This window comes from Gordonia oleivorans, assembly GCF_040044975.1.
Classification (GTDB): Bacteria; Actinomycetota; Actinomycetes; order Mycobacteriales; family Mycobacteriaceae; genus Gordonia; species Gordonia oleivorans.
The window spans coordinates 1-12,974 of the sequence record NZ_JBDZDI010000038.1; the positions used below are offsets into that span (position 1 = coordinate 1).

Below are 12,974 nucleotides of genomic sequence, written 5' to 3' on the forward strand. Positions count from 1 at the left end.
CGTGCCGTTCGAGGTGCTCACCGACAACGGCAACCAGTTCACCGGCAGACACACGCGGCCGTTGCCGGTTGAGGTGCTCTTCGAGCGGACGTGTCGCGAGTACGGCATCACCGCGCGGTTGACGAGCTTGTCAAGATGTCTGTGTAAGAACGTGACTCCTGATTTTCTTGTGGTCTGTGGGGTCTAGCTGAGGTGGGGTTCGATCCGGTCGGGGTAGGCCAGTGCGAGTTGTCCGAGGGCCTGTTTCCAGTTGGTGACGACCTGTCCCTCGACCAGTCGTCCGAGGGCCTTACGGGGCTGTGACCGCCTGGTCCCGCGTTCTTTGAGGCGTTGAGCGGCTCGTTTGTCTTCGATGTCGCAGATGGCCAGCCACAAGAGTTTGCGGACCGCGATGTCGTTGGGGAAATGTCCGCGGTTCTTGATGACCTTGCGGAGCTGGTAGTTCAATGACTCGATCGAGTTGGTGGTGTAGATGACTTTGCGCAGCTCGGGCGGGAATGCCAGGAAGGGGATGAACCGATCCCAGGCTCGGTCGAAAGCCATTGCCGCACTCGGATATTTGGCGCCTAGTTCCGAGTCGCGGAAGGCTTCCCACTCGCGGCGGGCGGTCTCGGCGTCGGGGGCGGTGTAGATCGGTTTGATCGCCCGGGCCACGTCTTTGCGGTCTTTGTGGTTCACGAACCGCATCGAGTTGCGGATCAGATGCACCACACAGGTTTGCACGGTGGCCAGCGGCCAGGTCGCCTCGATTGCCTCGGGGAATCCGGTGAGCCCGTCACAGCACACGATCAGCACGTCCTTGACGCCGCGGTTGGCCAGATTCGCACACACCCCGGCCCAGAACTTGGCGCCTTCTTCGGCCTGTATCCAGATTCCCAGCACATGCTTGACGCCGGCCATGTCGACGCCAATAGCGATGTGGGCGTGCTTGTTTCGAACATGAGAACTGTCTTTGACGTTCACCACCAGGGCATCAAGGTAGATGACGGGATACAACGGCTCCAGCGGCCGGTTCTGCCATTCGTCGACCGCGTCGAGGACCTCGTCGCAGATCTTGGAGATCGTCTCGTGCGAGAGATCGGTGCCGATCGTGGCGGCCAAATGGTGTTGGATATCGCGCAACGTCATGCCGCCGGCGTACAGCGGGACCACGATCTTCCACTCCAGCCCGTACAAGACCGTCTCCGACGTCGAGTTCGCGGCCGCTGGTTGGGTCGACTGGTACAACAACAGCAGGCTGCACTCGAGTATCGGCCAGATCCCCCCGACCGAGTTCGAAACGCTCCACTACTCTGGCCTCGGCCCGAGGACCAGCCCACAATGGAGGCGGCACAAAACCTCGGGTCGTTCAGTCCCTGTGCGTGAGGCTCCGGCCCGCAACCCCCAACACATCGCCGTGGAGTCACCCATACCGTCTAGCGTTGTACGGACGCAATTCGTCTATCACGAGCGACCGTGCCGCGTCATGCCCTATGCCGATCCTTACCTGTTGACGGGATGGTCGGGAAGTTCAGGGACCGACGCTTGTCAGATCCCCATGGGTCCGTCCGCGTGTCTTTTGCGATGGTCCCAGGGCGCGCCGGAAGCGGTCGATGTCACCCGGCCACCAGCTTGCAGTGCCCAGCAGCACCGCTAGTGCCGGGACTACTAAGGTCCGCACCAGGAACGTGTCGAGCAGCAAACCGACACCGATGATGAACCCGATTTGCACCATCACATCGATGGAGCCGACCATCAGCCCGAACATGCTGGCTGCGAAGATCAACCCGGCCGAGGTGATCACCGAACCGGTGTAGGCGACGGTACGCATTACTCCGACCCGCACGCTCGCTCTCGTCTCCTCTCTCAGGCGTGAGACCAGCAGCATGTTGTAGTCAGCGCCCACCGCCACCAAGACGATGAACGACACCAGTGGAGCTGGCCAGGCGATCCCGGCACCGAGGATGTGTTGAAGTACGAGCACACCGATACCAAGAGCCGCCATATAGTTCAAGACGACGGTTGCAAGGAGATAGACCGGTGCAACGACGGCCCGCAACAACAGCATCAGGATCAGACCCACGATGAGAAGTGTGGCTATGCCAAGCAGTTTGAAATCGTACGACAACAACCGCTGGACGTCGGCATTGATCGCAGGAAAGCCCGCGACCGAAGCACGTCCGCCCTCCAGAGTGGTGTTCGGCATCGCGTTCTCGGCGACGCTAGACAGCTCGTTCGCCAGCGTCATTGCATCGGCAGAGTATGGGTCGTAGGAGGTCTGTACCGCATAGCGCACGGTTTTCCCGTCGGGCGAGATGAACTGTCGAGCGACCTGACTGAACTGCTGGTCCTTGAACGCATCCGCGGGGAGATAGAAGCCGGTTGCCGAATCAGAATCGCCGATCTCGCGGGCGGGAGCCCGAAGCTGTGCGGCGACCTGTGCTAGTCCACCGAGTAGCTGAACGTTGCTGTCCACCAAAGCCCCGACTCCGTTCGACAACTGACGTGCGCCGTCGGCGAGTGCGCCGACGCCGGACTCGAGTTGCGAGACCCTGTTCCCGAGGTCCTGTCCACCGATGGTCTGTAGTGCAGAATTCAGCGTTTGAAGAGAACGCTGCAGCTGTGCCATGTCGGTAGAGCCTGGCGCACTCACGCGGCCGAGTTGCGCGGCAAAGTTAGCCACCCTCGCGAGCGACTGATCATCCGCGAGTGCCCGGATGTCGGCCGTTTGCGCGCGCAGTGCCGAGCACTGCGCGATCTGCTGACACCACGGAGCTTCCAATGCGGACAACGCTGGCGCGACCGCGTCTGCCGCAGACTGGGCCCGACGTGCGAGTTGAGACAGCTCAGGCGCTCGCTGGGAGAACTGTCGAAGCGTTGGGGCGGCGCTCGCGAGTTGGTTCACCAACGGCCGGTACTCATCGAGTTGTGGGCCAAATGACGACACCTCGTCTAGCAACCCCGACAGCGGAGCGAGATTGGATGAGATCTGGTCTTCTAGCAGTGCCAGGCCTCCGGCGAGCTGCTCTGATCCGGTCTTCAGGACGGCCAGATCACCCTTGCGGGCCTGTACATCTCCGGTCTCCTCGGTGATCTTGGTACCGATCTGATCGTTCTGCCAAGACAATTGCGCCTGCTGCAGCTTCTCACCGGTTGGCCGCGTCACGCCAATGACCCTGGTCACGCCGGGAATCTGCGCGACGCGGGATGCCAACTGGTCGAGGTCGGCAAGGCCTTGAGCCGTGCGCATGTCGTTCTCGGACTCCACCACCAAGAATTCCGAGATAATGATGTCTTTCGGAAAGTGGCGGTTGAGCAGCGCGTAGCCTTCGTTGCTCCCTGTGTCAGTTGGCTGCCCCTCTCGATCGTCGTAGGTGATCTGGATTGTTGCGGCGACCAGGGCGAGGCCAATCAACGCGACTACACTGATCGCGAGCAGAGGGACCGGCCGCCGGATAACCATGACTCCGACTCTTCTCCAGTAATCCCGCGTCAGGTCACGGCGGGGAAGGCCGGCCCCTCTCTTGGCAGCGAAGGAGAGCACGGGGGGCAACAATGTCACCGTCGCCAAGAATGCGAATGCTATGGCGATTGCGCAGGCCGGCCCCAAAGTGTTGAACACACTGAGCTTGGCGAAGGCCATAGCCAGGAAGGCTAGGGCCACAGTGCCCGCCGATGCGAGAACCACGCGGCCGATAGTTGCATTCGCGTGGGCAATAGCGGCATCAGGAGAGTTGCCTGCTCGAATACCCTCATGATAGCGGCTGATGAGGAACACCGAATAGTCAACTCCGGCACCGAAGATGATGACGGTCATGAACATCGAGGTGAACTGGGATACCGGCATGCCCAGCTCGCCTAGTCCAGATAGAACTCCGCGACCCACGGCCAAACTCATGCCCACGACAAGCAGCGGCATCAGCGCGGTGAACACCGAACGGTAGACGACGAGGAGGATCACGGCGATCAGCAGCACGGTGGCGACAGTGATCAGGACCAGATCCGACTCGCCCACGGCGAGTTGGTCGCTAAAGGTCGCGGGTGGGCCTGTCACACGGACTCTCGTCTCAGTGTCGCGAAAGATTCTCTCCGCGGTGTCGCGTACCGCTGCGACCGCCTCCGCGGTATCGGGTCCCCCGAGTGTGCCGGTCACTCCCACGGGCAGATACCAGGCTTGCTTGTCTTTGCTGAGAGCCTGACTCGCAGTGAGGGGATCGCTCAGCAGGTCTCGGACGGCGATGACGTGCTTGTCGTCCGCCCGCACGGTGTCGACAAGCACGTGGTATCGATCGCGGGTGTTGTCGGACAGGCCTGCACTGTTCTCCATCACAACGAATACGGTGGTCTTGGCGCCGCGCTCGTCGAAAGAGGCGCCCATACGGTCCAAGGTCTGAAAAGACGGGACTCCGGCCGGGATCGGATCCACAGATTGTTCCCGTACCACTGACTCCAGTTGAGGAAAGAGAAGGCCTAAGCCGATAGCGGCACCGAGCCAAACCAGCGTCACAATCCCTTTGCGGCGGAGGGTAAACCATGCAACCCGCTCAAGGGTCGGACTGTATTCGCCGAGTTTCTCGCCCCCTCTCGACGAGCGGGTTCGAATGGGAGACGAACTCACCATGTGCAATATCCTCTCGACCTGAAGTGGGCGACCCAATCGTTCGGATCCGTCTGGCGAACGTCCGTGCGGTGGATGATTGTCACTTGTGGTGGTGCTCGGCCATGTCTTCGACCTCCTCGAGAGTGGTGGGCAGGTGGTATGGGGGGGTGCTCTTACCTGAGATGCGGTATCGGCCCCAGAAGTCGGGATCCCCGACGACACACTCCGCCCGCCCCTCAGCGGTCGTAAATACAGCGATCGCGCGGGCGCCTTTCAGGAGCCCGTCGAGCTCATCATTCTTCTGAATCCGGCCATACCAGGTGTATAAGCCGTTCAGCGGCTGGAAATAACCTCTTATTTTCGCTTCGACATGGATCTCCGTCCCACGGCACACCAGGGTTCCTTCGCCGGAGTAGTCGAGGTCATGGTCGTCAGACATGCAGCCCTACCTTCTTCGCATTGAGCGTTGACAAATAACGCGGTTCGTGGATACTAGCAGTACCAGATACTGCGAGTAATGGGTACTGGGCGCCAGGCCCCGACTCCCAGCCTTGAACGACCGAGGAGAAGACATGACCGTGCAGGATGCCCATATCAAGCCCGACTTTTCACAGGAGGGCATGGCCCGGGTGAACGGGCGCAAGCCCGTCGACATGGAACGATCTGCAGGTCGTCTGTTGCGGTCTTCCGCGGAGAAGTTCTACGACGCGGAGATCGACATCGACTGGGAGTCGCCCTGGGAGGAAGGCAAGTACTTTCTGCCAGAGCACCGGGTGTCGCTATACGGCACCAAACTATGGAACAAGATGACCGAGGAGCAGCGTCGCGAGCTGGGACGCCACGAGATCGTGAGCATCCTCAGTTTCGGCATCTACGCAGAGAACCTCTTGAGTTCGGCGCTCCTGCGCATGTCGGCAAAGGGGGCCCTAACCGATCAGAAGTCCCTATACGCGCTAACAGAAATCGGCGATGAGTCCCGCCATTCCACTATGTTCGCGCGCCTCATTAACAAAACAGGCGTGCCCCCTTACAAGCTCCCTAAGGGCTTCTTGAGCTTCGCAAAGATCCTGCATTTCGTCCCGCTCGGACCGTCGGTGTCCGGAGCCACGCTGCTGATCGAGGAAATCCTGGACCGCGCCCAGCGCGAGGCGATGAACGACCCAAGTATGCAGCCTCAGCTTCGCCAGCTCATGAAGATCCATGTCCTCGAGGAAGCCCGTCACATTACCTTTGCGCGACTGGAGATGATCGAAGGCATGCAGCGTCGACGTAAGGCGACGCGCGCTTGGCACCGAGGGGTGCTTGCCGTCATCGCGAACCTGGCGTACCCGCTGCTCATTAATCCGAAAGTGTACCCCGCAGTGGGAATTAGCCGCTGGCGTGGCGTATGGGCACAACAAACCAGCCCAAACTATCGGACCAACCTGCAGTTCATGTCGGAGCCCATGATTCGGTTCTTCCATGAGGCGGGAATGCTGGAAGGCAAGTTCACAATGGCCATGTGGCGCGCGACGCGGAGCCTTCCCGACGATCTCCGCTGATCTCCGTTCACGCGGCCGAGCCGTCACGGTCGACATCAGTTAGACCTGTGCGGAGCATTCTCGATGGCTTCGCGATCACTTCCGCCTCAACAGATCACCCGCTGCCACTGTGCGCAGGTGATGTGTTGTGCCAACGAACCCACGAGGGAGAAAGCATAAACATGGCATCTTCAACTACCCGGCGCGCCTCGCGCGCCGCCGCCAAAACCGACTCAACCGACGACCCGATTTCGACCAAGATTCTGATCATCGGAAGCGGGTTCTCTGGTCTCGGGATGGCCGCACAGCTAAGACGTCGCGGGTACAGCGACTTTCTAATCCTGGAGAAGGCAAGCTCCGTCGGTGGAACCTGGCGCGACAATACCTATCCGGGCTGTGCATGTGACGTCCCGTCGCTGATGTACTCGTACTCATTCGAAAGTCGAGGTAGCTGGTCGAAGGTGTGGTCGTCACAACCAGAAATTGAGCGGTATCTACAAGACGTCGCGGACAAGCGCGGCGTGACACAAAAGATTCATTTCGGTCAGAAGTTGGTTTCCGGATACTGGAGCGAGTCAGAGTCGCGGTGGCACCTGCGTACTGAGTCCGGACGTGAGTACATTGCTCAGTTCGTAGTTTCAGGAGTCGGTGCGCTGCATATCCCCAATTTTCCCGAAATTTCGGGGATTGAGGACTTTAAAGGCGAAGCGTTTCACTCCGCACAGTGGGATCATTCGGTGGATCTGGAGGGCAAGCGTGTCGCCGTGATCGGCACTGGTGCCAGCGCTATCCAGTTTGTGCCGTTCGTACAGAAGGAGGCCATGTCCCTCAAGGTCTTCCAGCGAACCCCTGCCTGGGTCCTACCCCGCAAGAATTTCACCGTTCCGCCGGCCCTGCGGACTCTTCTGAGCAGACTCCCGATTGCACGTCGTATCGCCAGGTGGTCGGTGTACTGGGGTGCGGAGAGCCTAGCCTTCGGCCTCAACGGTCACTCCAACCTTATGCGGCCAATCGAACGGGTCGCTCGGTGGAACATTGAACGCTCCATCTCTGATCCGGCACTACGCAAGAAACTGACCCCGTCATATCGCATCGGCTGTAAGCGAATTCTGGGGTCAAACGACTATTACCCTGCACTTGCGGCGCCCAACACCACCGTCATCAGCGATCGGATTGAGAGGGTCACCGCTGATTCCATCATCACCTCAGACGGCGTCGAGCACCTCATCGACGTAATTATTTATGCGACCGGTTTTCACGTGACTGATGGTTTCGATCAGCTCGCCCTGAAAGGTGCCACTGGCGAGGATCTCCCGTCCCACTGGCATCAGACGGGGATTAACACGCACCTGGGCATCACGACCAAGGGTTTTCCCAACCTGTTTTTCCTCCTCGGACCCAACACGGGCCTCGGCCACAACTCAGTGGTGTTCATGATCGAGCAACAGATCAAATACATCATGAAGGCCATCGACACAGTAGAAAGCCGAGGCGCTGAGAAGGTTGACGTACGCCCGTCCGTGCAAGAACAGTTCAACACCGACATCCAGCGGAAGCTGGCCAAGGGAGTGTGGACCAACGGCGGCTGCACGAGTTGGTATCTCGACTCGCAGGGCGTCAACCGGACCGTGTGGCCGGGCTTCACATGGCAGTACTGGCGCGCCACAAAAGATTTCGACCCCGCTGAGTACGACATCGCCTGAGCCCGAACGCACGGAGAGACACGATTCGTAGAAATGGTGAGACGACAGTGAGCAATTCTGACCGGCATGATTACACAGGCAAGGTGGCAGTGATCACCGGTGCCGCGTCAGGGATCGGTCGGTCTCTGGCACTCCAGTTGGCGGAGCGAGGTGCCGCACTGGCACTGTCCGACATTGATGAGATGCACTTGAAGGAGACTGCAGAACTTTGCCGCACCACGTATGCGGCGACGGTAACCGCCGCCGTACTAGACGTTGCGGACCGCAGTGCGTTTCAGGACTATGCCGACGGAGTGCGGTCAGAGTCGGGCCACGTCGACATGGTGTTCAATAACGCCGGCGTGGCCTTGGGCGTCGACGTGGTCGACATGACCTGGGAAGACTTCGACTGGCTCATGGGCATCAACTTTGGCGGAGTCGTTAACGGGTCGAAGGCGTTTCTGCCTCACCTGATCGCGTCCGGGGACGGACATCTCATTAACACGTCGAGCGTCTTCGGCTTGATCGGAATCCCCAGCCAGAGCGCATACAATGCCGCGAAATTCGGCGTCAGAGGCTTCACCGAGGCGCTCCGACAGGAGATGAAAATCAGTCGATACCCGGTCACAGTGACATGTGTGCACCCGGGGGGTGTAAAAACCAACATCGTCAACAATGCCCGAGGCGTTTCCGCCATGGGGGCAGACACCGCGACTGTCGCCTCGCTGTTCGACAGGATCGCACGAAGCACCCCGGATAAAGCAGCGGCGACAATCCTCAAAGGTATGGACAAGAAGAAGGCACGAGTGTTGATCGGTGCGGACGCCCGCGGTTTCGACTTCGTGGCACGGGTGATCGGTCCCCGCTACCAGGACATCGCGGCGCCACTGACACGGGCGGGTTACGCGGTCGCACGTAGACAGGGGATCCTCAAGTGACCGTCGAACCCGATGCACGTCCGGCTGCCGCAGCCCGCTCACGCACCTTGCGCGTCTCAGAAGTGACCCAGGAAACGAAAGACTCCGTCACCATTTCGTTCGAGATCCCCGATGCCATGGTCGAGGAGTTCAAGCATGTCCCAGGGCAATTCATCACCGTGAAGATCCCATCTGATCGGACCGGTCATGTCGCACGATGCTACTCGTTGAGCAGCTCGCCTCACGTCGAGGACTTCCGTCTCGAGATCGGGATCAAGCGGACGGAGAACGGTTACGCATCGAACTGGCTGTGCGACAACGCGATGACGGGAATGGAGTTGACCGTCCTCCCGCCGTCGGGGCACTTCACGGCTAAGAATCTCGACGTCGATTTTCTATTCTTTGCAGGAGGAAGTGGGATCACTCCGGTCTTGTCGCTGATTAAGTCGGCGCTTGTGTGCGGCGGGGGCGAAGTCACACTGTTCTACGCGAATCGCGATGCCGAGTCGATCATGTACGAGGGCCAACTGGCGCAGATCGCCTCCGAGTTCCCCGAGCGTTTCACGGTCTTCCACTGGTTGGAGTCGGCTATGGGGATTCCGGCACCTGAGGATGTCGAATCCGCCATACGTGAGCACCGCGGTGCACAGATCTACACCTGTGGTCCGGCGCCGTTCATGGATCTGGTTCAGAAGTCGGCGGAGGCCTGCGGTGTTGAGCACGCCTCGGTACATCGAGAAGTCTTTCAGTCACTGACCGGAGATCCATTCGAGACAGCCACGATGCGTCAGCTCAGTGACGACGATGGTGTGGCGACCGCCACGGTCTATCTGAATGGGCAGTCCATCACGACTGAGTGGCCGCGCAACACTCCGTTGCTCGACGTGCTATTGGCCCAAGGTCACAATGCCCCGTACTCCTGCCGAGAAGGGGCCTGCAGCGCGTGCGTATGCAAGCTGGTTGAGGGTGATGTAGAAATGGCACAAAACCACATCCTCGTTGAAGATGACATTGCCGACGGTGAACGGCTTGCGTGTCAGGCACTTCCGCTGACGGATGCAGTCACGGTGAGCTTTGATGACCTCTGAGATAGCGAGCGAGTCGCGAGGATCGCGGCACCTCGAGGTCCTCTCCTCCGACGGAACCAGGTTGTTCGCCCAGGAATTCGGCTCGGGCCGGGATGCTCCACTTCTAGTCTTTAGTCACGGCTGGGCCTGTCAGGGGCGTTTCTGGCGGCCACAGATCGAACAGTTCGCGGCGACGCATAGGGTAGTGGTCTACGACCAACGCGGACACGGGTGGAGCGACCGGGGCCGGGTACCGTTCTCGGCGAGACTTCTGGCCGATGACTTGGAGTCCGTAGTTCGGGCGGTAGCCACTCCCACCGACAAGGCTGTCGTGGTCGGACACAGCATGGGAGGTATGTCCATCATGAGCTGGGCAGCTGAGTACCCAGCCTCGGTGTCGGAGCTGGCCCGCGGAGTAGTACTGGCAAGCACCGGGCCATCACAGTTGGTGGATCGGTCAACGTTACTCAAAGTTCCCCGCCAGCTACGACCGAGACTTGAACGGGCCTTCGCGGCTAGTCTTGCGGTCGCGGGACCCGAGATGCAGGACACGCGTTTGTCTCGCCGCCTGATTCGTTACGGAACCCTGGGCCCGGGCGCGACTGTCGAGGTAATCGATGAGTGCGCCGACATCGTGTTGCGATGCCCACCACAGGTGCGGGGGATGTGGGGTGCGGTTTTGGCGACAATCGACGTCAGCAGGGGTGTTGACTCGCTGACAGTGCCGGCGGCGGTCATCGTGGGCGATGCCGACAGACTGACCCCGGCGGCCCATTCGGTGGATCTCGCAGCGCGACTGGGTCGGCAGGGCGTTCTATTTGAATTCACTCTTCTCGACAAGGTCGGTCACATGTCCAACCTAGAGGCCGTTGAAGACTTCAATTCAGCTGTGGCCAGGTTAGACAGATCCGCTTGAAGCTCGTTTCGACCCATGTCTCTGCCGACTGCATGCGTGCGCCACGTGCTTATTGGGGCGACGGTCAACCATCCTGGTAGCGTGGTGGGTCATGTCTGTAGTCCGTCGAATCTCCGCAGCCCCGGTGAAAGTGCAACGTCGTGTGCGCGATGCACGAAGCACGCGTTGGGACGACCACCGCGCTATCGTGAAGGCTGAACTCGTCGACGCGGCAATACGCGCGATCGAGAAGTTTGGCGACGCTGTGAGCATGGACGACTTCGCGGAAGAGGCAGGGGCGTCGAAGCCGAAGCTTTATCGCCATTTCGGTGACCGAGCTGGGCTCTATTCCGCTGTGGCAGCACGTTTGGGTTCGATGATGTGGGAGTCCGCACAGTCAACTCTGCTCTCCGGACAGCAGGACTCCGTCGACGAGCTCTTCCGGTCAGCGATCTCCGCATACGTGTCATTGGTCGACGAGCATCCGGCGGTCGTCCGCTTCCTCATGACGAACCACATGTTTCAGTATTCTGAGTCCGGCGAGGGAGGGGCCGCGGATCAGCTGAGATCGGCAATGGATATTATTTCCGACGAGTTCGCCCGTAGCCTCCAATCGGTCGGTGCCGACGAGTCCCTCGTCGCCGTCGTAGTGGCCTCCATCTTGGGGGCGGGCCTATCAGCTACCCAATGGTGGATCGATCACGGTCGGCTCAATGGAATGAGCAAGGACCTGTTCTCCGCGCACCTTTATCAGACGTCGTGGGGGATCATTGACGGCGCTGCGGCCACAGTGGGCGTTCGCTTCCGCAGAGACAGACCCTTCGGCGACCCCGCGTTCGCCACTCGCCTCGGACTAGACTGATCCCGCTCGCGAGAGACGGTGCCGCCCCAGTCTCCGCCCTCAGTATTTGATCACAACTGTGTTCCTTATCGCGAGGAGCACTTGTCCAAGTGTCGGATGGGCGGGTCGAACGACTCGTCGTCTACCACCTGATCTAGTGTCATCACGTCGCCCCCGGTGATGAAGCCGGCGAGCCAGTCAGGCCCCAGGTCTGGCGCGACCAGTAGGACCGAATCAACTCGTAGGAACTGATGCCCACGATCTCGTGGTTCACCCCGTCGGACTCCGGTAGCGACCCACCTCAGTCGATCCAGATGCGAAAGGGCCGGGCTAGGGCCAGCCACTCACCGATGCGGTGCTGGCAGTTCTTCTAAACGGCGGACCTTAGGGATCTGGCGGCGGAGTCCAGTGAGGTGGCAAGGCTCGACTCAGTGTCAGTTAGAACCGCCGCGGCCTCGATGACGTGGTCGAGCCGGGTAGCAGCGGTCGAGCCCTTGTGTACGGCCGCCTGAGCGACTGATGTCCATGCTGCAGCCGCTCGGTGAGCATCTCTGGCAAGGTCGCTGGTTGCAGCATCGCCGGTCAGTCGGGCGATCTCGTCGCAGCCACACGCGAGTAGTCGTCGGAACAGGCCACCACCCGTACCTGCCTTCTCGATGAATGCACCAAGACTGAATAGGTGGACTTCGAGCACGTCGGAGGGCAGCTCATGCCAGAGCACCACGTCAGAGGATAGTGCTAGGGCTGCGTCTATTCCGTGTGTCCCCGAGTGTTCGACAGGGCCGGCGATCGTGGATCCTGCGGGCGCGCGCATGCATGCCGCAGATTGCGCGAACGCCTCCGCAGCCACGACGGCGATTGACGGTAGCGCCTCGGGCCAGTCAATGCGGAAGAGCGTATGTCGGGTCGGCTCGGGGAAGGTCATCGAGCGTCGGGCTCGCGCCAGCGCGTCGAAGGGAACCTGTTGAATTTCGACGCGATCGTTGTCTGCGACGTAAGCGATTTCTGCGTCGCTGTCGTAGCCCACTATGACGATATCGTGGCGACTCATGCGCAACTGAACGCGCAGGTAGGGCAATTCAGCAATTTCGGCCCACACGAGCGCGGGCCGGCCGCGGTCGAGTTCGTCGCGGACGAGATCCCACCCTAGCTGGGGATCGTCGGTGGACCGGACCTCCACCGTAGCGCCGAGACGGCGGGGGAGGTCCATCTCGAAGTCAGGACCACGTCCTACCAGATACAACGGCGGCACGAGGGCGTCGGTGCGAACATACGTGAGCGAGAGTGCTCCGCCCAGAGCGAACACCAGACCCTCGTTCGGTGGCCCGTCGAAGCCTAGTCCCGACCACTCCATCAAGTCGCGCATCGCGCTGGAGCCGCAATGGCCGCCCATTCGGTGTGGATAGGTGTCGAGCAATGACTCGGACATTGTCATGGTCTCCCTAGTGGTGGTGGACACTGTGCGACGGGATC

9 protein-coding genes and 3 pseudogenes are annotated in these 12,974 nt (G+C 60.5%); 8 read left to right on the forward strand and 4 right to left on the reverse strand.

The genetic code is table 11. The annotated features are described in order from the left end of the window. Positions 1–187: pseudogene (locus ABLE92_RS25740) on the forward strand (hypothetical protein); the annotation flags it as partial. Here the strand turns inward: ABLE92_RS25740 and ABLE92_RS25745 are convergent. Continuing rightward, a pseudogene (locus ABLE92_RS25745) lies at positions 184–1,155 on the reverse strand (IS256 family transposase); the annotation flags it as partial. The pseudogenes ABLE92_RS25740 and ABLE92_RS25745 sit on opposite strands and share 4 nt — an antisense overlap. Here ABLE92_RS25745 and ABLE92_RS25750 point away from each other — a divergent pair. Then, positions 1,148–1,318: pseudogene (locus tag ABLE92_RS25750) on the forward strand (integrase core domain-containing protein); the annotation flags it as partial. The pseudogenes ABLE92_RS25745 and ABLE92_RS25750 sit on opposite strands and share 8 nt — an antisense overlap. 192 nt (positions 1,319–1,510) lie before the next feature. On the opposite strand, the gene ABLE92_RS25755 reads toward ABLE92_RS25750, so the two are convergent. Both ABLE92_RS25755 and ABLE92_RS25760 read right to left on the reverse strand, forming a co-directional pair. After that, a complete protein-coding gene (locus ABLE92_RS25755) occupies positions 1,511–4,600 on the reverse strand; it encodes an MMPL/RND family transporter (protein ID WP_348807640.1) in 3,090 nt (1,029 codons plus the stop codon). 79 nt (positions 4,601–4,679) lie between these two features. After that, positions 4,680–5,018, reverse strand: a complete 339-nt coding sequence (locus tag ABLE92_RS25760) for a DUF4873 domain-containing protein (protein ID WP_005195185.1) — start codon at positions 5,016–5,018, stop codon at positions 4,680–4,682. Between the two features lie 133 nt (positions 5,019–5,151). Between ABLE92_RS25760 and ABLE92_RS25765 the strand changes: the two genes are divergently transcribed. The 6 genes from ABLE92_RS25765 to ABLE92_RS25790 all read left to right on the forward strand — a co-directional run bounded on the left by ABLE92_RS25765 (position 5,152) and on the right by ABLE92_RS25790 (position 11,522). Then, positions 5,152–6,120 (forward strand): AurF N-oxygenase family protein, encoded by a 969-nt coding sequence (locus ABLE92_RS25765; RefSeq protein WP_005195186.1) that lies wholly within the window; start codon positions 5,152–5,154, stop codon positions 6,118–6,120. A 161-nt stretch (positions 6,121–6,281) separates the two neighbouring features. Further along, on the forward strand, positions 6,282–7,802 hold the full coding sequence (locus tag ABLE92_RS25770) for a flavin-containing monooxygenase (protein ID WP_005195187.1): 1,521 nt from the start codon (positions 6,282–6,284) through the stop codon (positions 7,800–7,802). Positions 7,803–7,849: 47 nt separating this feature from the next. Further along, the gene (locus tag ABLE92_RS25775; RefSeq protein WP_006369629.1) at positions 7,850–8,719 is read left to right on the forward strand and encodes an SDR family NAD(P)-dependent oxidoreductase; all 870 of its coding nucleotides are present in this window, start codon (positions 7,850–7,852) and stop codon (positions 8,717–8,719) included. Further along, positions 8,716–9,786 (forward strand): ferredoxin--NADP reductase, encoded by a 1,071-nt coding sequence (locus ABLE92_RS25780; protein WP_005195189.1) that lies wholly within the window; start codon positions 8,716–8,718, stop codon positions 9,784–9,786. The genes ABLE92_RS25775 and ABLE92_RS25780 overlap by 4 nt, the downstream gene beginning before the upstream one ends. Next, the gene (locus tag ABLE92_RS25785; RefSeq protein WP_006369630.1) at positions 9,776–10,681 is read left to right on the forward strand and encodes an alpha/beta fold hydrolase; all 906 of its coding nucleotides are present in this window, start codon (positions 9,776–9,778) and stop codon (positions 10,679–10,681) included. The genes ABLE92_RS25780 and ABLE92_RS25785 overlap by 11 nt, the downstream gene beginning before the upstream one ends. Positions 10,682–10,772: 91 nt before the next feature. Continuing rightward, positions 10,773–11,522 carry a TetR/AcrR family transcriptional regulator gene (locus ABLE92_RS25790; protein WP_026919816.1) on the forward strand — a complete coding sequence of 250 codons (750 nt, stop codon included), beginning with the start codon at positions 10,773–10,775 and terminating at the stop codon, positions 11,520–11,522. Between the two features lie 349 nt (positions 11,523–11,871). Here ABLE92_RS25790 and ABLE92_RS25795 read toward each other — a convergent pair whose 3' ends face one another. Then, on the reverse strand, positions 11,872–12,930 hold the full coding sequence (locus ABLE92_RS25795) for a BtrH N-terminal domain-containing protein (protein ID WP_370530226.1): 1,059 nt from the start codon (positions 12,928–12,930) through the stop codon (positions 11,872–11,874). Positions 12,931–12,974: the final 44 nt, after the last annotated feature.